The 22,285-nt window shown below is 72.8% G+C and carries 15 protein-coding genes and 1 pseudogene; 6 read left to right on the top strand and 10 right to left on the bottom strand.

Going from position 1 to position 22,285, the window contains the following annotated elements:
- Positions 1-119: 119 nt before the first annotated feature.
- Positions 120-1,655, bottom strand: a complete 1,536-nt coding sequence (eccB, locus tag ABT147_RS19100; protein WP_351407429.1) for a type VII secretion protein EccB — start codon at positions 1,653-1,655, stop codon at positions 120-122.
- A 403-nt stretch (positions 1,656-2,058) separates the two neighbouring features.
- Between eccB and eccE the strand changes: the two genes are divergently transcribed.
- From eccE to ABT147_RS19085, 4 genes and pseudogenes are all read left to right on the top strand, one after another.
- Entirely contained in the window at positions 2,059-3,246 is a 1,188-nt protein-coding gene (eccE, locus tag ABT147_RS19095) for a type VII secretion protein EccE (RefSeq protein ID WP_502983114.1), read from the top strand.
- Positions 3,246-4,043 (top strand): hypothetical protein, encoded by a 798-nt coding sequence (locus ABT147_RS19090; RefSeq protein WP_351407425.1) that lies wholly within the window; start codon positions 3,246-3,248, stop codon positions 4,041-4,043. The genes eccE and ABT147_RS19090 overlap by 1 nt, the downstream gene beginning before the upstream one ends.
- A 308-nt stretch (positions 4,044-4,351) precedes the next feature.
- Positions 4,352-4,483, top strand: a pseudogene (locus tag ABT147_RS47335) (SCO5717 family growth-regulating ATPase); the annotation flags it as partial.
- Between the two features lie 816 nt (positions 4,484-5,299).
- Positions 5,300-7,915: a nucleotide-binding protein gene (locus ABT147_RS19085; RefSeq protein ID WP_502983115.1), complete on the top strand. Its 2,616-nt coding sequence runs from the start codon at positions 5,300-5,302 to the stop codon at positions 7,913-7,915.
- 94 nt (positions 7,916-8,009) lie between these two features.
- On the opposite strand, the gene ABT147_RS19080 is transcribed toward ABT147_RS19085, so the two are convergent.
- From ABT147_RS19080 to rimP, 9 genes are all read right to left on the bottom strand, one after another.
- On the bottom strand, positions 8,010-8,963 hold the full coding sequence (locus ABT147_RS19080) for a bifunctional riboflavin kinase/FAD synthetase (RefSeq protein ID WP_351407420.1): 954 nt from the start codon (positions 8,961-8,963) through the stop codon (positions 8,010-8,012).
- Positions 8,964-9,123: 160 nt separating this feature from the next.
- A complete protein-coding gene (locus ABT147_RS19075) occupies positions 9,124-13,419 on the bottom strand; it encodes a trypsin-like peptidase domain-containing protein (RefSeq protein WP_351407418.1) in 4,296 nt (1,431 codons plus the stop codon).
- Between the two features lie 447 nt (positions 13,420-13,866).
- The gene (gene truB / locus ABT147_RS19070; RefSeq protein ID WP_351407416.1) at positions 13,867-14,781 is read right to left on the bottom strand and encodes a tRNA pseudouridine(55) synthase TruB; all 915 of its coding nucleotides are present in this window, start codon (positions 14,779-14,781) and stop codon (positions 13,867-13,869) included.
- On the bottom strand, positions 14,778-15,230 hold the full coding sequence (gene rbfA, locus ABT147_RS19065) for a 30S ribosome-binding factor RbfA (protein ID WP_351407413.1): 453 nt from the start codon (positions 15,228-15,230) through the stop codon (positions 14,778-14,780). Before rbfA ends, truB begins: the two co-directional genes overlap by 4 nt.
- 46 nt (positions 15,231-15,276) lie before the next feature.
- On the bottom strand, positions 15,277-15,570 hold the full coding sequence (locus ABT147_RS19060; RefSeq protein WP_351407411.1) for a DUF503 domain-containing protein: 294 nt from the start codon (positions 15,568-15,570) through the stop codon (positions 15,277-15,279).
- A gap of 237 nt (positions 15,571-15,807) precedes the next feature.
- Positions 15,808-18,942 (bottom strand): translation initiation factor IF-2, encoded by a 3,135-nt coding sequence (gene infB / locus ABT147_RS19055; RefSeq protein WP_351407409.1) that lies wholly within the window; start codon positions 18,940-18,942, stop codon positions 15,808-15,810.
- A 146-nt stretch (positions 18,943-19,088) separates the two neighbouring features.
- Positions 19,089-19,403: a YlxR family protein gene (locus tag ABT147_RS19050; RefSeq protein ID WP_351407407.1), complete on the bottom strand. Its 315-nt coding sequence runs from the start codon at positions 19,401-19,403 to the stop codon at positions 19,089-19,091.
- 173 nt (positions 19,404-19,576) lie between these two features.
- The gene (gene nusA, locus ABT147_RS19045) at positions 19,577-20,563 is read right to left on the bottom strand and encodes a transcription termination factor NusA (protein ID WP_351407405.1); all 987 of its coding nucleotides are present in this window, start codon (positions 20,561-20,563) and stop codon (positions 19,577-19,579) included.
- Positions 20,564-20,565: 2 nt separating this feature from the next.
- Positions 20,566-21,075 carry a ribosome maturation factor RimP gene (gene rimP / locus ABT147_RS19040; protein ID WP_351407403.1) on the bottom strand — a complete coding sequence of 170 codons (510 nt, stop codon included), beginning with the start codon at positions 21,073-21,075 and terminating at the stop codon, positions 20,566-20,568.
- Positions 21,076-21,258: 183 nt separating this feature from the next.
- Here rimP and ABT147_RS19035 point away from each other — a divergent pair, with 183 nt between their 5' ends.
- Positions 21,259-21,807, top strand: coding sequence for a hypothetical protein (locus ABT147_RS19035; protein WP_502983113.1), 549 nt, complete (start codon positions 21,259-21,261; stop codon positions 21,805-21,807).
- Entirely contained in the window at positions 21,804-22,259 is a 456-nt protein-coding gene (locus tag ABT147_RS19030; protein ID WP_351407398.1) for a ferritin-like domain-containing protein, read from the top strand. The genes ABT147_RS19035 and ABT147_RS19030 overlap by 4 nt, the downstream gene beginning before the upstream one ends.
- Positions 22,260-22,285 lie beyond the last annotated feature (26 nt).

The raw sequence follows: 22,285 nt of genomic DNA, 5'->3' as shown, positions 1-22,285 counted from the left end.
CCGCGTTCCGTCCGGTCCGCATCCGCATCCGCATCCGCAGCGCACTCTCGTAAGCCCTCACGAGCGCCTCCGCCTCCGCCTTCACCTTCGCCGTCCCTCCGCTCTCCTCCACCCCGCGGCTACGAGCCCTGCGGCTGCCGCGCCGCCGCCTCCGACAGACGCGGGCCCGTCGGCAGGAACGTCGACCACGCCACGGGGACCGGCGACGGCGTCACCTTCTCGTAGCCGAGCCGGGTCTGGGCGATCTTCGCCGCGTTCAGCTCCTCCTCGCGCTGCTTGGCGGACGAGCCGATGCCCTCGTCGTCGGTGACGCTGTCGCTGTTGGACTGCAGGGCGTACCGCAGGCCCGTGTCCGTCACCAGGAAGACGCTGCCCGCCGCCGTCTCCGTGCCCTGGAACTGGCGGTAGAGCTGACCGGAGCCGGGGGTGACGTACGCGCTGGAGGAACCGGTGGGCAGCTGGGCGGGGAAGTCGGTACCCGCCCAGGTGGACAGTGTCGTCCTCCCCTTCGCCTTGCCCCGCGAGTCGACCGAGAGCAGGACGTTGCAGACGGTGTTGCGGCCGGAGTCGGCCTTGGAGCCGTCGTTCACCGTCTTCGGCTTGAACGTCGGCCAGGTCTTGTCCGCCGCGAAGGTGGTGCTGTCGGCCACCGCGCTGGGGTGCACCTGTTGGGCCTCGCCCGCCTGTCCGACATCGACGAGGTCACCGCTGTTGAGCAGCAACGTGGCGACGAACTCGGAGATCCGGGCCACCTCGCCCGGCAACACCACGTAGTACTGCATCCGTTGGCCGTCGTAGGCCTTGATGACCTCGCCGACCTTGTCGTACTGCTCAAGGCCGGCGGAGGCGTTCGCCGGCGTACCGGGCGTACCGTCGATCTCCGGGATGGAGATGGGGTCGCCCTTGTGGAGCGTGTCGAGCCAGTCCTGGGAGACCCGCTGCGGGGCACGGCCCTGGGTGTCGAGTGCCCTGAGCAGCTCGGTGTCGGCCGGGTCGGCCAAGGGGTACGCGGTGCCCAGGGCGTCGACCACGTACTGGCTCTTCTCGTCCGGGCCTACGACGTACATCAAGTCGCCGCCTGAGAGCTTCTCGGGGCCCGAGGTCCTGGAGAACTCCTTCTCGGCCAGGACGAACGCGGCCTTCAGGATGGCTCGGCCGCCCTCACCGGGACGCTCGCACACCGCCCAGCGTTTGGCGGTCTCCGCCTCGTCGGGGGAGGGCAGGCGGTCGGGGGCGTACGGGATACCGATCGTGGCACCGTGCGGTGGCTTCCCGCTGTCCAGGATCTTCTCGTCCACGGTGATGACGCTCGCCTTGGCGGGGTCCAGGAGCAGCTTGGCCGAGGCCATGTTGAGCACCGGATGCAGCTGCGTCCGACCGTCCGTCCTCAGCACGACGTACCGGGTGGTGGAGTCGCTCGCCACGATGACGTGTTCCTCGGCCGTGGCCCAGCCCCTGGGTGCCGTGGGGCTGAACACGCCGATGCCCCCGAAGACCGCGAGAATCACCACACCGACGACGGCTCCGGGCCACAGCGCTCGCAGCGGCTTGGGTGCGCCCTCCTCCGAGCCCGACGGAGACGGCTGAAGGAAGGCCGCGAGCGTACGGCGCTTCGCGAAGGTGTAGGCGTTGAGTTCGTCCCGCCGTGATGCCATCTGTGTCCGCTGTCTCCCCGTGCGGAGCCATGGGGGATCTGTGAAGATCCGTCCCCGTCCTCGAATCGCCTCTGGTGTCCAGGCTGTCAGAGGCGCCCCCTACTATGCCTGTTGCGTGACTGTGCTGTCGGCACGGGCAGGGTGTTCAGGTCCTGACAGGCCCTGAGTGCCAAGGATTTCGGGAGAGTTCGGGGGTTTGTGAGCAATGGCGTCCGCAGCACGGGCCCGATCGCGATCGCAAGCGAGGCCGCAACCGGGTGGCGCGCGCCCGTCACGTAGGCGCGGATCGTCCTCCCTCTCCCCGACCACGCGCTCGGGATCGGCGCCCGCCGCCTCCGCGCCCTACCGCGGATCCGTCTCGCCCCAGCTGAAGTCCCATTCGGGGCGCAAGGGTTCGTTCGCGGTGCAGCGACTGGTGTTGCTGGAGGCGGCGGCGGCCCTCGTGGTGGTCGGATGGCTCCTCGGCACGCTCGCGCTCGTCTCGGCGATCGCGGCCGCCGCGGTGCTGGTCGTCCTCGCCCTCGTACGACGTCGTGGGCACTCCCTGCCCGAGTGGCTGGGTTCTCTGCTGGCGCTGCGGGCCCGTACGCGCAGGGCCGCGAGCACGCCGGTGCCCCCGGGCACCGATTCCGGTCTCGCACCCGCCGTGGAATGTGATCCGAGCCTGCGGACGTACAGCTTCGAGCGCGGCGATCGCCGTGGTCAGCGGCCGGTCGGCATGGTGGGCGACGGAGGATTCCTCACCGCGGTGCTCCAGTTGGAGTCGGACGCCGGCGCACTGCGGGCCGAGCGCGCACGGAGACCGCTGCCCGTCGCGCTCGTACAGGACGCCCTCGAAGTCGACGGGATCCTGCTGGAATCGGCGCAGATCGTGGTCCACACGCAGCCGGCGCCCGCGCTGCACCTGCCGCAGCAGTCGGTCGTGGTGAGCAACTACGCGCCGCTCCAGGCCCAGACCGGGGCTCCCGCGGTGCGCATCGTCTGGATCGCGCTGAAACTCGACCCCGAGCTGTGCCCCGAGGCGGTGGCCGCGCGCGGCGGCGGGCTGCGCGGGACGCAGAAGTGTCTCGTCCGGGCGGCGGAGCACCTGTCCAGTCGACTGACGGGCGCCGGCCTCCGGGCGAGCGTCCTCACGGAGGAGGAGCTGACAGCCGCCATCGCCACCTCCGCCTGCGCCAACCCGATGGTGACGGCGCAGGCCGCGCAGACCGGGCCGGACGAGGTGTCGCAGCGGCGGACCGAGGAGTCCAGCCGCAGTTGGCGCTGCGACAACCGTCGGCACACCACGTACTGGGTGCGCCGCTGGCCTCAGTTGGGTGGCTCCGGCACCTCGCTGGCGCAGCTGGTGGCCGAGCTGACCTCGGTTCCCGCGCTGGCGACGACCTTCAGTCTGACGCTGGCCAAGGGCGGTCGGCAGGATGTGGCCCTCACCGGTCACCTTCGCATCACCGGTCGCAGCAACCAGGAGCTGACCGACGCGCGGCGTGATCTGGAGCATGCCGCGCGGCAGGCCGGGACCGGGCTCGTACGACTGGACCGTGAACAGCTTCCCGGCGTTCTCGCCACCCTGCCGCTCGGAGGTGCCCGCTGATGACCATGACGACGTCGGCCTCGGCCTCATCTTCGTCCGTGTCCTCGCCTTCGCCTTCGCCCGAAGGCACTCCGGTGGCAGCGGGCTTCGGGCAGCGGCTGCGCACCGGGTTCGGGCTGCTGGGTCCCCGGCACCCGCGCCACACACTGTCCCTGGAGCAAGTGGGCGCGCTGTCCCTGCCCATAGGCGACGACGGTGTGGTGGTGGGCGTCAATCAACAGGGGCGGCCTGCCGTCCTCGGGATCAACCGGCCGACCCCGTTCGACGTCGTCCTCATCGGCGGCCTGTGGACGGCCCAGGTCCTGGCGCTGCGCGCGGCGGCGACAGGGGCGCGCGTGGCCGTGGAGACAGGACGGGGACAGTCCTGGATGCCGTTGGTGCACGCCATGGGCGGCGGGCAGAACGGTCTGGCCGTGTACGACGTGGGGCGCGTGCCACCGCAGGGCGCGTCGGCCGGTACCCCCGTGCTGGTGGTGCGTGACTGCGGCATGCGGCCGCCGCGTGGCCGCGTGGCGTCGGCACCCTGGCAGTCCGTCCTCACACTTCTCCCGTACTTGAGCCCGGTCGCGCCCCGACTGATGCGCCAGGCTCGTCTCGTGGGTGTCCAGCGGGTGTCGCCGGACGAGGCGACGGAGATCGGGCGCGTGCTGGGCCTGCCGCACCCCGAGATACGGTCCCTGCCCGGACTGCAGGACGGCATCACGCTGTGGTGCGCGGAGCGGGACCGGGAGTACGTGATGACGCAGGCCACGGACGCGGAGACCGGTCTGCTGGGCGTGGCCCGTCGCATGGACTGAACCGACGGTTCGGGACGAGTCCGGCGGATGAAGATCGAATGAAGATCGAACCTCGACCATATATCCAAGTGCGCCACCATTGAGGCAATTGAGCACTTCGCTGAAGCCGGTCGGGAGAGACGGGCCTGCCGGGCCCGTGGCTTTGATGATTAGGCTGGGGTACAGCACGTCGCGAGTTGCCCGCGAGCGGGTGGTACGGGCTGTGCGACATGGCCCGGGGCCCGAGGGGGGATCAGCCCGGCGAATCGGACGACAGGAACGGTCGCCCCAGCACGGCTTGAGGGTGCTCGACCACACCAGGAGGAATTGTGAGCAGCGATCGGGACGGGATGCGCGGGGGCTGGGCCACACCCGACGATGACCAGCCCGACGCGGAGTCCTCCGTCGAGACGACGGGCGAGTTCACCATCGACTACGCGCCGCCTGCCTGGTACACGCAGAACGCCTCGTCGGGAGGGGCCGGTTCGGATTCGGGTACGGCTGCCGACACCGGCGCGGGCGCGAGCGCGGGGGGTGCTTCTCCGGTCGTGGGTGCCACGACGCCTCCGTTCGCGCCCCCGTCCGCTCCGCCGGTCGGTCCTCCTGTCGACTTGCCCAGCGCGCCCGGTGCCGGTCCGGGTGGAGCGGTTCCGCCCACTTGGCCGCCGGTCGCCGCCGCGCCCGAAGCCGGTGACGCCGATGGGGACATCGAGAGCGGTGCGACCATGCGGATTTCCGCTGCCGCGTTGAAGCGTGAGATCGCGGGTGCGGGTACGCCCGCCGCGGGTGCGGGTGTGGTTGCGGGTGCTGCTTCCGGAGGTGAAGTGGGTGCCGGTGACTTCGAGTTGAATGCGCCGCAGGTGGAGGATGGGGCGCCGGGGGCCTCGGCCGTGCCCGGTGGCAGTGAGAGTGACGGTGCCGGGGTGCCCGACGCCGGGGGCTTGGCGCCTTCCGGTACGGCCCCGGTCGCCGAGGCGCAGCCTCAGGGGTCGGACAGCGTGGGGGCCGTCGTAGCCGATGCGGGTACGGATGCCGCCGATGCCGGTCCCAGTACGAGTGCGGGTGCGGGTGCGGATGATGTCGCCGTCGTGCAGTCGGCCGAGGCGGGCTCGTCCGGCGGGAGTCAGGATGCGCAGGGCGGTGCTGGTGATGGCGGTGTGGCCGCCGAGGGTTCGCCCGCCGTGGACGCGTCCGGCGAGGCCGTTGCCGCCGAAGGCGTAGCTGCGGCCGCTGGGGCCGTTGCCTCTGAGGGCGAGGAGCCCGGCGAGACCGCAGCAGTGGCGGGGGGCGAGCAGCCCGACGGTGCCGCGAAGCCGGACGTTGTCTCCGACAGAGGCGAGTCGGCGGATGCCGCGCCTCAGGGCACCGTTGCGCAGGGTTCGGCGCCGCAGGACCTCCCGGCCCAGGGCGCCGTCCCGCAGGACGCAGCACCTCAGCCAGGTCCCCCGCAGGACGCCGCGCCTCAGCCGGGCGCTCCGCAGGACGCCCCGCCTGCCGTACCCGGTGTACCGCAGGCCCCGCCCGCGTGGGTACCCCCGCCGGGGCCCCAGGGTGGGCTTCCGCCGTTGCCGCCCGCGTATCTGCCGGCCGCGCCCGCCGCGCCTGCCTCGGCGGCGCAGTGGCCGGCGTCCGCGCCCTCGGAGCAGGGCGAGCCGTCCGTGCCTCAGCAGCAGCCGTTCCACCCGCAGGCCCCTCAAGGTGCGCCAGCGGCCTGGGGCAACCCGGTCGATGCCGCTCCCGGCACGCCCGGTGCGCCTGGTATCCCCGGACCCGGCGCACCCGCCGCCCCTGGCACGCCCGGAGCACCCGCCGTCCCTGGCGACCCCGGTGCACCCGCCGCCGTGGCACCCGGCGCGCCCGACGCCTCCGATGCGCCGACCGCCGCCCCTGGCCCGACACCCCCGCAGGCCCCCAACACCCCCTCCCCCGCTGGCTATGGCTTCCCGCCCCCCGGCGCACCCGTGCCCCCGCAGGCACCCATCCCCCCACAGGGCGGCTACGGCTTCCCCCAGCCCCCGGCCCAGCCGGGACAGCCAGTGCACCCGGGACAGCCCGTACCCCCGGCCCAACCAGGCCACCCGGAGCAGCCCGCACACCCGGCCGCCCCCACCCCCACCGCACCCCCCGCCCAACCCACCCCCGGCTACGGCTTCCCGCCCCCCGGCGCACCCGTACCCCCACAAACCCCCATCCCCCAGCAAGGCGGCTACGGCTTCCCCCAGCCCCCGGCCCAGCCGGGTACCCCGGACGCCCCCGCCCCCCAGCCCGGCTACGGCTTCCCGCCCTCCGCCGCCCCCGGCGTCCCGGCCCAAACCCCTCCTCAGGGCCCGCCCCACGCGGCCACCCCCCAGCCCGGCTACGGCTTCCCTCAGCCCCCCGCTCAGCCCGGGCACCCTGGCCAACCCCAACCCCCCTTCCCCAACCAGCCGGGCCAGCCCGGACACCCGGGCCAGCCCGCCCACGCAGCTCACCCGGACCACCCCGGCCAGCCCGGCCAGCCCGGTCACCCCGGCCAGCCCGGTCATCCGGGCGGGCACCCCCACCCCCCTGCACCCACCGCTCCCACCACTCCCACCGCCCCCATCGACCCCCGCACAGGCGCCGCCTGGCCGCAGCCCGTGCAGCATGATCAGCGGCAGCCGACCAACCCCGGTGTGGCGCCGCTCGGTTACACCGCGGCGGTGGAGTTGTCCTCCGACCGGCTGCTCAACAGCAAGAAGCAGAAGACCAAGAGCAGCCGCCCGGGGTCGGGCGGCGGGCTGTTCAAGTTGGGTGGGAAGAAGGAGGAGGCCGAGCGGCAGCGGAAGCTGGAGCTGATCAGGACGCCGGTGCTGTCCTGCTACCGCATCGCGGTCATCAGCCTGAAGGGCGGCGTGGGCAAGACCACGACCACCACCGCGCTCGGCTCGACGCTCGCCACCGAGCGGCAGGACAAGATCCTCGCGATCGACGCCAACCCGGACGCCGGCACCCTCGGCCGTCGCGTGCGGCGCGAGACCGGGGCCACGATCCGCGACCTCGTCCAGGCGATCCCGTACCTCAACTCGTACATGGACATCCGGCGGTTCACCTCGCAGGCGGCCTCCGGGCTGGAGATCATCGCCAACGATGTCGACCCGGCCGTCTCCACGACGTTCAACGACGAGGACTACCGGCGCGCGATCGACATCCTCGGCAAGCAGTACCCGATCATCCTGACCGACTCGGGTACCGGTCTGCTCTACAGCGCCATGCGCGGGGTGCTCGACCTCGCCGACCAGCTCATCATCATCTCGACACCGTCCGTGGACGGTGCGAGCAGCGCGAGTACGACGCTGGACTGGCTCTCCGCGCACGGTTACCAGGACCTGGTGGCACGTTCCATCACGGTCATCTCGGGGGTGCGCGAGACCGGGAAGATGATCAAGGTGGACGACATCGTCTCCCACTTCGAGACGCGCTGCCGCGGTGTCGTCGTCGTGCCCTTCGACGAACACCTGTCCGCGGGCGCCGAGTTGGACCTCGACATGATGCGGCCGAAGGTGCGGGAGTCGTACTTCACGCTCGCCGCGATGGTCGCCGAGGACATCGCCCGCCACCAGCAGTCGCACGGCCTGTGGACGTCGGACGGCAACCCGCCGCCGGTGGTCGCTCCGCCGATGCCGGGCCAGCAGACCCCGGGCCAGCCCTATCCGCAACAGCAACAGCAACCGGGGCAGGGGCAGGGCCAGCCGTACCCGCCGCAGCAGGGGCAGCAGCCCTACCCCGGCCAGCCCCAGCCCTACCCGGGTCAGCCGGCCCCCGGCCAGGCCCCAGGGCCCTACGGCTACCCCGGTCAGCCCGCCCCGGGCCAGCCGTACCCGCCGCACCAGGGTCAGCAGCCCTACCCGCCGGCACCGCCACAGCAGCAGTAACCCCCGCACGGCGAGACGACCGAGGGCCCGTACCGTTCACGATCCACGAACGGTACGGGCCCTGCGCGCGCCCGAAGGACGAAGCCGGCGGGGGCTACTCCCCCGCGTACGCCCCGATCAGCTCCCGGCACCTCTTCACGTCCTCGCCCATCGCCACGAGCAGCGCGTCCAGCGAGTCGAACTTCGCCTGGCCGCGCACGAAGGCGAGGAAGTCGACGGCGACATGGAGGCCGTAGAGGTCGAGTCCGACGCGGTCGATGGCGTACGCCTCGACCGTGCGCTCGGTGCCGTCGAACTGCGGGTTCGTGCCGACGGAGATCGCGGCGGGCATGGCCTCGCCGTCGACGTGGAGCCAGCCGGCGTAGACGCCGTCGGCGGGGATCGCGGTGTGCGGGAGGGTCTCGACGTTGGCCGTCGGGAAGCCCAGTTCGCGGCCGCGCTGGGCGCCGCGTACGACGACGCCCTCGACGCGGTGGGGGCGGCCGAGGATCTCGCGCGCGCCCTCGACGTCGCCCTCGGCGACCAGGCGCCGGGTCATCGTCGAGGAGAACGGCTGTCCGCCGCCCGCCTCACCGGTGACGAACAGGTCGACGACCTCGACGTCGAAGTCGTACGTCTTGCCCTGCTCGGACAGGAAGGCCACGTCCCCGGCGGCCTTGTGGCCGAAGCGGAAGTTGGGGCCCTCGACGACGGCCTTGGCGTGCAGTTTGTCGACGATCACCTTGGCGACGAAGTCGGCCGGCGACAGCCGCGAGAACTCCGTCGTGAAGGGCAGGATCAGCACCGCGTCCACGCCCTGCTCGGCCATCAGTTCGGCGCGGCGGTGGTGCGGGGCGAGCAGCGGAGGGTGGGTGCCGGGACGCACGACCTCGCTGGGGTGCGGGTCGAAGGTGACGGCGACGGCGGGAACGCCCAGCTCACGCGCGCGTTCCACGGCGTGCCGGAGGATCAGCTGGTGCCCTCGGTGCACCCCGTCGTAGGAACCGATGGTGACGACGCTGCGCCCCCAGTCCTCGGGGATGTCCTCCAAGCCACGCCAGCGCTGCACTGTGACCGCTCCTCGTCGAACCCGTGTCCGTATTGACGCCTAACCCTTGCGCAGGTCTAAGGGTGCCATGCCCGGTGTCCTCGGTCCGCATCGGCATCCGGCCTGTGACCCGGAGCACGGAACCGGAGCACGGAACCGGAGCACGGAACCCGGCCGTGCTTCACGCGGGCACCCGCACCCCCGGGACCCCCGGCACGCCCGCCAGGTTCTCGATCATCCGGCGGGTGCTCGGCCCGACCACCGCCGCCCACTCCTGGGGCGTGCCGTTGAGCCAGCCGGCCACCATCCCCGCGAAACCCGGCACATGGCGGGCCAGGTCGACGAGCGCCCAGTCGAAACGGGTCGCCCCTTCGGGCGTACGGACGAGCAGCATCCCGACCCGATGGACCAGCGCCCGGGTGGCCGCACCGTCGTCCCCCGCGCCTCCCGCGCCCCCCGTGCCCCCCGCGCCCCCCGTGCCTCCCACCTCCCGCGCATCCGCTGTCACTCCGCGCGCGGCGGCCGCCCGCAGCAGCGCGTCGAGGACCGACGGGTCCCGTTCGGTCGCCATCAGCAGGTCGAGCAGTTCGCGCCGCAGCGGGCCGGAAACGGGGGTGCCCGGCTCGGCGAAGACGGCCGCGAGGGCCGCGCGGACCTGGACGGGGCCGTCGACGATGAGGCCGCTGACCAGCGGGAACAGTACGGCTCGGGTGCCCGGGCCGTGCTCCAGCCTGCGGTCGACGTACACGGCGACATGCCCGGCCAGCTCGGGGCGCAGTTCGACGACCTCCCGTACGAGGGTGGTGACGCGGCGCGCGAGACCGGGCGTGGTGACCTCGGCGAGCGTGCGCAGGGCCTCCCCGTCGGAGCCCTCGGCGCCGGGAGTCCGCAGCCGGGCGCGGAAGGCGCCCAGGACCGGGTCCGGGTGGGTGGCGAGGGCCGTGACCAGCGCGCTCGCGGGCAACTGGGGATCACCGGCCGCGAAGCGCTCCAGCGCCTGCGGCAGATAGCGCGACCGGGTCCCCGGATCCCGTACGAGCAGGGCGAGGGCGCCGCTGTGCAGGGTGACGTCGGCGGGGCGGCCCAGCAGGGCGAGCGCCGCGTAGCGGAGCAGCTCGCGGTCGGGCTCCGTGCGGGCGTGCGGAGCGGTCCGCAGTCCGTACGCGAGCCCCGCGACCCGCCGTGCCGGGCGCTCGTCGTGCGCCCACCGGTCGACGGCCCGGCACACCGCCGAGGGCTCCTCCTCGGACAGTACGGCGAGCAGCTCGTCGCCGCGCCGGTGCGCGCTGTCGACCAGCGCCTCGGTCAGGTCGTCCAAGGCGCACCGCCGATGCGTGTGCAGCAGCGCCTGCGCGGCCGTCGCCACGGTGGCGTCGGGGGTCGCGACCAGCGGGGTGTCGTCGGGGAACCAGCGGGTGAGCAGCGGTTGTACGGCGGTGGGGTCGGCGGCGAGGAGCCGGGAGGCCACGTCCAGATAGCGGGGTCCCTCGCCGGGGGACGGGTCGGCCACGACGAGGCGTCGCAGCAGGTCGAACCGTTCCGCCTCGGGCAGCGGCAGCGACGACCAGAAGTCCGGCCCGAACTCCCCCGGTACGCCCCGGCCCTGGCCCCGCCAGGCCCCGATCCGCTCGCTGAGGAACCGCAGCACCCGGGTGTACGGCGTCGCGTCGGGGACCCGGAGCAGGACCTCGGCCAGGAGGCGGGTGGCCCACCAGGTCGGGTCGTCGGGGGCCGGTGCGCCCGGCGGCAGCAGGGTGTCCAGGGCGTCGAGCAACTCCTCCAGGCGCCCGGCGAGTTCGGTGGGGCCCTGTTGGCGGCCGAGGAGGAGCAGGGCGTGGACGACGGGGCCGATGCGGTGGCGGGGCACGGGGAGGTCGCGGGTGGCCCGGCGGGCATGGCGGCGGACGCGGGCCTCCGACGGCATGGTGCCCCAGCCCCGCCGGGCCTCGGCCTGGGCGACCCAGCCCCGGTGCACGAGCGCGTGCAGGGCGGCGTCGAGGTCCAGGTGCGCGCCCTGGATCCAGTCGGCCAGCTCCTCGTGGGCGAAGCGGTAGCCGTCGCCGGCCGGGACGAGCAGGCCCTCGGTGAGCACGGCCGAGGCCCAGCCGGTGGTACCGCCGAGCCGCCGCCCTGGCACCGGCCCCCAGGGGAACACCGCCTCGAACGCCGCCCGGTCCAGCTCCCCCTGCCCTGGCCCCAGACACCGCCGCGCCGCCTCGTGCACCTGCCCCGAGACCTGCGCCGCGAGCCGCCGCACGGCCGTCCCGCGCACCCCGTTCACCGCGGCGAGCCGCACGGCGACCCGCAGACACATCAGATCCAGATAGGCAGCCAACACGTCGTCCCGATCGGGCCGCCGACCCGGGGCAGCGGCTGCCGCCTTGCCGGAGGAGGACGAGTCCTGACCGGAGGAGGGCGAAGCCTGACCGGAGGAGGGCGAAGCCTGACCGGAGGAGGGCGAAGCCTGACCGGAGGAGGATGTCGTCCTGCCGGAGGCGGACGCCGCCCTGCCGGACGGGGGTGCCGTCGTGTCGGACGGATGCGCCGTCGTATCGGACGGGCGTGGGCCCGGGCCGGAGAAGGGCCCCTCCGGCCCGTGGGCTCCCGGCCCAGGGCGACCCGGCCCATCAAACCCCGACCCTTCCGGCCCCAGCCCACCAAAACCCGCCGCCACCCGGCCACCCCCGGCCGCACCCCCGCCCTCCGTACCCCCACCGGCCGGCCCGGCGAAGGCGCCATCCTCGCCGGGCCGGCCGTCCGGGGGCTCCGGCAGGGCCGCTCGTACCTCGGACAGGAGCCGCAGGGTGAGCGGGTGTCGGGCGTCGGGGCCGGCGAGGGCGTCCTCGGGGATGCCGTACCGCAGCCGGGCGCGCCGGGCCTCGCTCTCCGTCAGGTCGCCGAGCCGCACGCACGCGGGCAGTGACTGCCCCGCTCCGCCGGACGCCTCCCCGTGCAGCAGCTCCGCCGGGAACTGCGCCCCGGCCCGCTCCCAGTACTCGGACCGGCAGGCCACCACGAGCCGGGCCCCGTTCTCCCGCAGCCACTCGACCGTCCCGGCGGTCCACTCGGCCAGCCGGTGCGCGAGTGTCGGCGGCATCTCCTCGGGCCCGTCGAGGAGCAGCAGCATGGGCCGCCCCTCGGCCGCGGCGAGCCGGGCCAACCGCTCCGGCCGGATGTCCCCCAACTCACCCTCGTACCGGCCGGGCAGCCACGGCCGCCCCCCTCCGGCCCACGACCCTCCCGAAGCATGAGCGGCCCCCGGCAGACCTCCACTGCCCCAGGCACCGGCATCGCCACAAGCACCCGACGCGGCCGAGAAGTCCGAGGCGGCCCACCCGTCCGACGCCCCTGCCCCGGCGGCCCCGGCAGGCCCCTGCGCCGGGCGCGCCCCCGCCGACGCACCCCACTCCCCCGCGGAACTCGCCCCCGCCGACGCACCCCACTCCCCCGTGGGACTCGCCGCCGCCGAAGCCACCACGATCCGCCCCGCCCGCTCCAGCGCCCGCCGTGCCGCGTCCGCCAGGGAGGTGTCGTCGGCCAGGAGGTCTGCCCCGCGGAGCCACAGCGTGGGCGCGGGCTCGTGCCCCCGGCCGCGCCGGGCGGCGAGGGCGGCCAGCTCCGTCGTACGGCCGCTGCCGGGTGGGCCGACGAGACCAAGGACGGTGGCCGGACCGTCCGTGAAGGCGCTCAACTCCCGTACGACATCGACCCGTTCGACGGGGTCGGCACCGCTCGCCGCGACGGCCCCGGCACTCGCCCCCGGCCCGTCCGAGCCGACCGTGGTGGCGGTCAGCTCCAGCACCCCGGCCAGGTTCAGATCGGTCCCGTACGCGCCCACGGTCGCCGCGTTCCGGGCGAGCAGCTCGGCCAGCGGCTGCACCGCCCGCCATCCCCGCAGAGGTACGGCGAAACCGGTGGCCCGGTGCTGGGCCTCCAGCGCCGTGCCGAGGACGCCCACCACGGCCCCGGTGGTCATGTCGAGCACGGGCCCCCCGGCCGCGCCCCCGCCCAGCCGCAGCGCCTCGCTCCCGGCCGTGCCGATCGCCAACTCCAAGGCGCCGCGCAGCAGATGGAAACCGTCGGTCGCCGTGTACGTCACGTCCGCCGTGCCCAGTACCCGTGCCTCGCGCCAGCCGCCGGCCGCGATACGGACGTACGCGCCCGTGTCGACCTCGTCCCGCAGGGCGAAGGGGAGCGGGTCCACGCACAGCCCCTCGGTGCGGATGAGCGCGAGGTCGAGGGCGGGCAGTGGGGTCACCGCGTCGGAGGTCACCACACAGACACGGTCGCCGGCCGCGTGCACCACGATCCGGGCCAGTCCGTCCACCGCCTCGTGGCTGGTGACGACCGTGCCGTGGTGATCGGCCACGAAGCCCGTGCCGCGCGGTCGTCCCGCCAGATCGCCGACCCGCACCAGGACTTCGTCCCGCGCCGCCCGGCGGCCGTCGTCGGTCGCCCGACGGCCCCGTACCGCCATGTCCTGACCTCCCCGTCGTACCTGTGTTCCGACGGTAGGCACGTGAAGATCAGCGGAACAGATCGCGCGGCGAACGCGCCCCCTTCCGCTCCCTCGGTTCACTCCGAGCGCCTGCACGAAGGGGTGAATAGCCCCGGGGAGATGGATACACCTCTGGGTGGGGGAACCGAGGGGGGACCGTGGAGCGGCGGGAACAGCGAAACCCCGTGACCGCCGCTCCACGCTCCGCTGGGTTCAGCCGAGGTACGCCGGGTGCCTCCGGCACCGGCCGGCCCAGGGGCTGTGCCCCTGGGCCCCGCCTACACCCCGCCTACCAGCTCGTGAGGATGCGGTCGTTCGGCGCGTGCGGCTCGTGTGTGGCTGATCGCGCAGTTCCCCGCGCCCCTGAAGAGCATGGGGCTGCGCCCCTGCTCTTCAGCGCCCGCCCCTCAGCCTGAGTCCCAAGCTCTAGCCGAAGACGGCCAGGCTCTTGGCCTTGCCCTTCTGGCTTTCGACCAGGGCCAGGAAGCGGCCGGCGGGGTCGAAGACGGCGATGGCGCCGCGGTCGGCGTACTCCTCGGGCATCTCCAGGCGTACGCCGTTCAGCAGCAGCCCCGCCCGGCGGTCGTCCACGTCCCAGCGGGGGAACGCGGCGGTGGCGGCCTCGGCCACCGGCATCACGGTCAGCTCCTCCTGGAGCTGGTCCAGGGTCCGCGCGGAGTCCAGCTTGTACGGCCCCACACGGGTGCGGCGCAGCGCGGTGAGGTGGCCGCCGACGCCCAGCCCGGCGCCCAGGTCGCGGGCGAGGGCGCGGATGTACGTCCCGGAGGAGCACACCACCGACACCACGAGGTCGAGGACCGGGGTGCCGTCCTCGGCGACGGCGTCCCGGACGTCGTACACCGCGAAGGAGGAGATGGTGACGGGCCGGGCGGGAATCTCGAAGTCCTCGCCGTCCCGGGCCCGTTTGTACGACCGCACGCCGTTGATCTTGATGGCGCTGACCTTGGACGGGACCTGCATGATCTCGCCGGTCAGCTCGGCGATGCCGGCGTCGACGGCGTCGCGGGTGACCTTCGACGCGTCGACCGACGCCGTGATCTCGCCCTCGGCGTCGTCGGTGACCGTCGTCTGCCCGAGCCGGATGGTGCCCAGGTACTCCTTCTCGGTGAGTGCGAGGTGACCGAGCAGCTTGGTCGCCTTCTCCACCCCCAGGACGAGCACACCGGTGGCCATGGGATCGAGTGTTCCCGCGTGCCCGACGCGCCGCGTGCGGGCGATGCCCCGCATCTTGGCGACGACGTCGTGCGAAGTGAAGCCCGACGGCTTGTCGACGATGACAAGGCCGTCGGGCGTGGTGGTCTTCTGGCGCTGCTGCGTCATTCGGCGGCGTCGTCCTCGTCGTCGTCCTCGCCCGGCTTGCGGTACGGGTCGGCCTCGCCGGCGTACTTGGCGCCCGACGCGCTCTCGCGCACCTGGGCGTCCGAGGCCCGCGCCTTGTCGAGGAGGTCATCGATGGTCTTGGCGGTGTCTGGGAGGGCGTCGGCCACGAAGGTGAGGGTCGGTGTGAACTTCACCTGGGCGGCCCGCCCGACCTCGGAACGGAGGATGCCCTTGGCGCTCTCCAGTCCCGCGGCGGCGGCCGCCCGCTCCTCGTCGTCCCCGTACACCGTGTAGAAGACGGTCGCCTCCCGCAGGTCCCCGGTCACCCGGGTGTCCGTGATGGTGACGTGTGAGCCGAGCCGCGGGTCCTTGATCCCGCGCAGCAGCTTCTGGGCCACCACCTCTCGGATGAGGTCCGCCAGCCTCTTGGCACGCGCGTTGTCGGCCACTGGTCCGTCTCCTAGCTCTTTCTTACGTCTACTGATCACTTCTCGGTCAGTCGTCGTCGCCGTGGAGGCGACGTCTCACCGAGAGCAGTTCCACCTCGGGGCGTCCCGCGACCAGCCGCTCGCACCGGTCGAGTACGTCGGTCAGATGCCCCGTGTCACCGGACACCACCGCCAGCCCGATCACGGCCCGGCGGTGCAGATCCATGAGATCGACCTCCGCCACGCTCACCGCGAACTTGCGTTGCAGCTCGGCCACGATGGGACGGACGACGGAGCGCTTCTCCTTCAACGACCGTACGTCGCCGAGCAGGAGATCGAAGGACAGAGTCCCCACATACATGTGTGTATCCGGTTCACCCGCCGGTACGGGATAGATGGCCTGCCAGGATGCCGGGCAGGAACATCAGAACCGTACATCGAACCCACGGGGCGGCTCGATCGCTTTTAGGGGCGCGGGGCTGCATCGATATGCGGCTCCGCCGCGTGGGCGCGAAGGGGGTCTGGGGCGCAGCCCCAGAAACGGCCACACCGGCCGGGGGTGAACAGGTCACCCCCGGCCGGCATGAACCACGGCTGACTACGACCGCGGCTTCTCCCGCATCTCGTACGTCGCGATGACGTCGTCGACCTTGATGTCGTTGAAGTTGCCGAGGTTGATACCGCCCTCGAACCCTTCGCGGATCTCGGTGACGTCGTCCTTGAAGCGACGCAGACCGGAGATGGTGAGGTTCTCCGCGATGACCTTGCCGTCGCGGACGAGGCGCGCCTTGGTGTTGCGCTTGACCTCGCCCGAGCGGACCAGGACACCGGCGATGTTGCCCAGCTTGGACGACTTGAAGACCTCGCGGATCTCCGCCGTGCCGAGCTCGACCTCCTCGTACTCCGGCTTGAGCATGCCCTTGAGGGCCGCCTCGATCTCCTCGATGGCCTGGTAGATCACCGAGTAGTACCGGACGTCGACGCCCTCGCGCTCCGCCATCTGCGCCGCGCGGCCCGCAGCGCGGACGTTGAAGCCGATGACGATCGCGTCGGAGCCGGTCGCCAGGTCGATGTCCGACTCGGTGACCGCACCCACGCCGCGGTGCAGGACGCGGATGTCGACCTCTTCGCCGACGTCGAGCTGGAGCAGCGAGGACTCGAGAGCCTCCACCGAACCGGACGCGTCGCCCTTGATGATGAGGTTGAGTTCCTGCACCAGACCGGCCTTGAGGGCCTCGTCCAGGTTCTCCAGGGAGAACCGGACCCCACGCCGGGCGAAGTTGGCGTTGCGCTCGCGCGCCGCGCGCTTCTCGGCGATCTGACGGGCCGTACGGTCCTCGTCGACGACGAGGAAGTTGTCGCCGGCGCCCGGGACGTTGGTGAGACCGAGGACGAGGACCGGGGTCGAGGGACCCGCCTCTTCCACGTTCGCGCCCTTGTCGTCGAGCATCGCGCGGACACGGCCGTACGCGTCGCCGACCACCATGGTGTCGCCGACCCGCAGGGTGCCTCGCTGGACCAGGACGGTCGCGACGGCGCCGCGGCCGCGGTCGAGGTGGGACTCGATCGCGATGCCCTGCGCGTCCTGCTCCGGGTTGGCCCGCAGGTCGAGCGAGGCGTCCGCGGTGAGGACCACGGCCTCCAGCAGGGAGTCGATGTTCAGACCCTGCTTGGCGGAGATGTCGACGAACATCGTGTCGCCGCCGTACTCCTCGGCCACCAGACCGAACTCGGTGAGCTGACCGCGCACCTTGGTCGGGTCGGCGCCCTCGACGTCGATCTTGTTGACCGCGACCACGATCGGCACACCGGCCGCCTTGGCGTGGTTCAACGCCTCGATCGTCTGGGGCATCACACCGTCGTTGGCCGCCACCACGAGGATCGCGATGTCGGTCGACTTGGCACCACGGGCACGCATGGCGGTGAACGCCTCGTGACCCGGGGTGTCGATGAAGGTGATCCTGCGCTCTTCGTCGTTGACCTGGGTCGCGACCTGGTACGCGCCGATGTGCTGCGTGATACCGCCGGCCTCGCCCGCGACGACGTTCGTCTTGCGGATGGTGTCGAGGAGGCGGGTCTTACCGTGGTCGACGTGACCCATGACGGTCACGACCGGCGGACGCGCGACGAGGAACTCCTCGCCACCCTCGTCCTCGCCGAACTCGATGTCGAAGGACTCGAGCAGCTCGCGGTCCTCCTCCTCCGGGCTGACGATCTCGACGACGTAGTTCATCTCGCCGGCGAGCAGCTGGAGGGTCTCGTCGGAGACGGACTGCGTGGCGGTGACCATCTCGCCGAGGTTCATCATCACCGCGACGAGCGACGCCGGGTTGGCGCCGATCTTCTCGGCGAAGTCGGTGAGCGACGCACCGCGCGACAGGCGGACGGACTGTCCGTTGCCGCGAGGCAGCATCACGCCGCCGACCGACGGGGCCTGCATGGCCTCGTACTCCTGACGCCTCTGCCGCTTCGACTTGCGACCGCGACGCGCGGGACCGCCGGGACGGCCGAAGGCGCCCTGCGTGCCACCACGGGCACCCGGACCACCGGGACGACCGCCGAAGCCGGGACGACCGCCGCCGCCACCGGGACCACCGGGACGACCGGCGAAACCGCCACCGCCGCCACCGGGACCGCCCGGACGACCGGCGAAACCGCCACCGCCGCCACCGGGACCGCCCGGACGACCGGCGAAGCCGCCGCCGCCACCGGGACGACCGCCGCCGCCACCGGGACCGCCGGGACGACCGCCGCCACCGGGACCACGGCCACCGGGGCCACCGCCGCCGGGACGCGGGCCGGCAGCCGGACGCTGCGGCATCATGCCCGGGTTGGGACGGTTGCCGCCGGGGCCGCCGCCGGGACGCGGGGCCTGCGGACGGGGCATGCCGCCCGGAGTGGGACGGGCACCGCCCGGACCGCCCTGGGGACGCGGAGCGCCACCGGGACCGCCCTGCGGACGGGGAGCCTGGCCGGGGGCCTGCGGACGCGGACCGCCGCCCTGGGCGCCACCGGGGGCGCCGGGACGCGGCGCTCCACCCGGACGGGGGCCCTGCGGGCGTCCCATCCCGGTGGAGCCACCGGAGGTGAAGGGGTTGTTACCCGGACGCGGACCGGCCGGACGGGCACCGCCCGGCTTGGGCGCGCCGGGCCCACCCGAACGCTCGGGACGCTGACCACCGGGACGAGGCCCCTGGCCACGGTCCTGACCGCGGTCCTGCCGGTCCTGACCGGGACCGCCCGGACGCTGGCCACCGGGACGCGGCGCACCGGGGCCGGGACGGGCGCCCGGACGCGGGGCGGACGGGGCGGACGCGGCGGCCGGAGCCGACGGGGGTGCCTGGAACTCGGGCACGCTCGGGGCCGGGGAGGCCGGAGCGGGCTTCGGGGCCGGCGGCTTGGGACCCGGCAGCGGGCGCGGGCCCGGGGCCGGAGTCGCGGGCTTCTCCGCGGCGGGCGGCTTCGGTGCGGCCGGACCCGGGCGCGGGGCGGCCGGACGTGCGGCCTGCGCGGGAGAGGGGGCCGCCGGACGTGCCGGGGCGGCCTTGCGGGGGGCGGGCTTGCCGCCGCCGCTGCCCTGCTGGAGGGCGTCTGTCAGTTTGCGTACAACGGGCGCCTCGATCGTCGAGGACGCCGAACGGACGAATTCACCGAGCTCTTGGAGCTTGGCCATGACGACCTTGCTCTCAACCCCGAACTCCTTGGCGAGTTCGTATACCCGGACCTTAGCCACTTCGCTCCTTTTTAGGTCCGGGTGCGTCCGGACCGTCGCTACTTCATGGGCGTACTCATCGCGTGCTCATCGAGTGCTCATCGCAATCTCGACCTACTTCCAACTCGCGGAATACCGGGCCGCACGGAGGTTCCGTACGACACGTCTTACGGTGTTGCCTGCTCGGCAACCGTCACCTGCTCGGCAACTGTTGTCTGCTCCACGTATCGGCGCAACGCCTTTGTGTCGAGCGCTCCCGGGGCACGCAGCGCCCGCGTGAACGCCCGACGGCGAAGCCCCAAGTCGAGACAGACCTGGGCGGGGTGTACGTACGCACCCCGGCCGGGCAGCGTACCGCGAGGATCGGGGGCGCATTCGCCCTCGATCGCCACGACCCGCAGCAGTTCGGTCTTGGCCGCTCGCTGCCTGCACCCCACACAGGTGCGTTCAGGGCATGCGCGGGCACGCGTCCGGCCAGACACTGCTAAGTCTACCTCCCCGCACCGACCTCACCCCTTTGGGGCAAAAATCGAACGGTTGTTGTCGTGATCTAAGCGACCTGCGGCTTGGATCTATTCCCCGGCCTCCCGGAACTACCCGGATGGCCCAGTCAGGACGCCCGATCGAGTGATCGCTCGGGCGGTTGCTCGGGCGGTTACTCGGACGGCTGCTCGGTGTCCGGGCGGATGTCGATCCGCCAGCCGGTGAGGCGGGCGGCGAGGCGGGCGTTCTGGCCCTCCTTGCCGATCGCCAGCGACAGCTGGTAGTCGGGCACGGTCACCCGCGCGGAGCGGGCCGCGAGGTCCACGACCTCGACCTTGGAGACCCGGGCCGGGGAGAGCGCGTTCGCCACCATCTCCGCCGGGTCGTCCGACCAGTCGACGATGTCGATCTTCTCGCCGTTCAGCTCGCCCATGACATTGCGCACCCGGCCGCCCATCGGGCCGATGCACGCGCCCTTGGCGTTCAGACCGCTGCGGGTGGAGCGGACGGCGATCTTCGTACGGTGACCGGCCTCACGCGCGATGGCGGCGATCTCGACGGATCCGTCGGCGATCTCCGGCACCTCCAGGGCGAAGAGCTTCTTCACCAGATTGGGATGCGTGCGGGAAAGCGTCACGGAGGGACCGCGGACGCCCTTCGCGACCCGTACGACGTACGAGCGCAGCCGCATGCCGTGCTGGTACGCCTCGCCGGGGACCTGCTCCTGCACGGGCAGGATGGCCTCCAGCTTGCCGATGTCGACGAGCACGTTCTTCGGGTCGCGGCCCTGCTGGACCACACCGGTGACGATGTCGCCCTCGCGCCCGGCGTACTCGCCGAGCGTCGCGTCGTCCTCCGCGTCCCGCAGTCGTTGCAGGATCACCTGTTTGGCGGTGGTGGCGGCGATGCGCCCGAAGTCCGACGGGGTGTCGTCGAACGCGCGCGCCTCCTGCCCCTCCTCCAGGTCCTCGGGGTCCTCCTTCGCCCACACGGTCACATGGCCGGTCTCCCGGTTGAGCTCCACGCGCGCGTGCCGGCGGCTTCCCTCGGTGCGGTGGTAGGCGATGAGGAGGGCCGCCTCGATCGCCTCGACGAGCAGGTCGAAGGAGATCTCCTTCTCCCGTACCAAGCCCCGCAGGGCGCTCATGTCGATGTCCACGGCTACGCCTCCTCCTCTTCCGTCATGTCCTTCTTGTCCTTGCGGTTGAACTCGACCTGGACGCGGGCCCTGTCGATCTCGTCGAAGGCGAGCCGGCGGGAGGTGGCCTTGCGGCCCTTCACCCCGGGCACTTCGAGGTCGAGGCCCTCGTCGTCCACGGTCAGGATTCTGGCGATCAGTTCCCCGTCCTCGCGGAGCGTGAACTTCACCAGACGGTCGACGGCGCGGCGGTAGTGACGGTGCTCGGTGAGGGGGCGCTCGGCGCCCGGCGTACCGACTTCCAGGGTGTACTCCGCCTGGCCCATCGCGTCCGTCTCGTCCAGCTGGGCCGAGAGCGCGCGGCTGACCTCGGCGATCGCGTCCAGATCCGCGCCCTCGTCCGAGTCGACGACCACGCGCAGCACCCGCTTGCGTCCGACCGAGTCCACTGCGATCTCTTCGAGATCCAGGCCCTGGGAGCGTACGAGCGGTTCCAGCAGTTCTCGCAGCCTCTCGCTCTGGGTGGTGCTCATCCGGGTGACTCCTCGGCCGCGTGTGCTGTTGTGGGTAGGGCGCGTGTCAGGTCAAAGGGTAGCCGCTCCGCTGGGGTGTTGCCGTCCACGAGTCGCCCGCGCCCCTATCGGGAGCGGGGCCCGTTCACGGGTACCGTGATCGCACCGCTTCTTTGTTCGTACGACCCCCCTAGGACGTCTGCTGTGTCGTTCAGCCTGCCGTCGCGCGCCCTGTCGGGGCCGCGGAGAAGGAGTTTGCTCGTCGGGGCCGCTGGTGCGGGCCTGCTCGTGGGGTGCTCGTCCGGGGGTGAGGGGTCGGATGCCGCCGGGGGCGGTGCGTCGAAGGTGGACAAGGCGCGGGCGCGGGTGGTCCGGGACAGCGAGGAGCTCGTGGAGCGGTACGACGCCGTGATCGCCGCGCATCCGGATCTGGCCGCGCTGCTGACGCCGTTGCGGGCGGAGGTCGTACGGCATGCGCGGGCGTTCGGGGGCGGGAAGAGTGCGGGTAAGGGTTCCCCGTCGCCGTCCGGTTCGCCTTCACCTTCTGCTTCTGCTTCCGCCTCCCCCTCCTCCTCCCCCGTGCCCGAGGATCCCAAGGCCGCCCTCGCCGCCTTGGGCGCCGCCGAGCGGAAGCTCGCGGACCGGCGGGCCAAGGCATTGCTGGAGGTGCCGGGTGAGGTGGCGCGGCTGATGGCCTCGGTGGCGGCCGCGGGGGCCGGGCACGCGTACTTGTTGACGGAGGGTGCGAAGTGAGCAGCGGGGAGCTGAAGGCGGTACAGGCGGCGCTCGGGGCCGAGCACGCCGCCGTGTACGGGTACGGAGTCGTCGGCGGGAAGATCGGCGAGGCCCGGCAGAGCGAGGCCCGGGAGGCGTACGACGCGCACCGGGCCCGGCGGGACCAACTCACCCGGGCCGTACGGGACCTGGGCGGCAGGCCCGCCGCGGCGGCGGCCGGATACGCGCTGCCGTTCCAGGTGAGCGATTCCAACTCCGCCGTACGGCTCGCCGCGGAGTTGGAGGAGCGGGTGGCCGGGGTGTACTCCGATCTCGTCCGGGCAGCGGAGGGTGACCGGCGCCGTGCGGCGGCCGAGGCGCTGCGGGAAGCGGCGGTGCGGGCGGTGCGATGGCGGGGCGGAAGCGTAGCCTTCCCTGGTCTCGCCGAGCGGACGGCCGCCGCCGGTCCGTCGGCGACACCGCACACCTGATCACGGTCCGAAGGGAACGACTCGCA

It is taken from the genome of Streptomyces sp. NPDC001868, from assembly GCF_040297125.1.
Classification (GTDB): Bacteria; Actinomycetota; Actinomycetes; order Streptomycetales; family Streptomycetaceae; genus Streptomyces.
The sequence above is the reverse complement of the archived record's forward strand: the minus strand, read 5'-3'. Positions and strand labels throughout refer to the sequence as shown.

What these genes read in the sequence shown, in the direction of transcription:
- eccB (WP_351407429.1), bottom strand. Translation starts at nt 1,655, where the DNA reads ATGGCATCACGGCGGGACGAACTCAACGCCTACACCTTCGCGAAGCGC.
- ABT147_RS19090 (WP_351407425.1), top strand. Translation starts at nt 3,246, where the DNA reads ATGACCATGACGACGTCGGCCTCGGCCTCATCTTCGTCCGTGTCCTCG.
- ABT147_RS19075 (WP_351407418.1), bottom strand. Translation starts at nt 13,419, where the DNA reads ATGGCGGTACGGGGCCGTCGGGCGACCGACGACGGCCGCCGGGCGGCG.
- truB (WP_351407416.1), bottom strand. Translation starts at nt 14,781, where the DNA reads ATGACGCAGCAGCGCCAGAAGACCACCACGCCCGACGGCCTTGTCATC.
- ABT147_RS19060 (WP_351407411.1), bottom strand. Translation starts at nt 15,570, where the DNA reads ATGTATGTGGGGACTCTGTCCTTCGATCTCCTGCTCGGCGACGTACGG.
- rimP (WP_351407403.1), bottom strand. Translation starts at nt 21,075, where the DNA reads ATGAGCACCACCCAGAGCGAGAGGCTGCGAGAACTGCTGGAACCGCTC.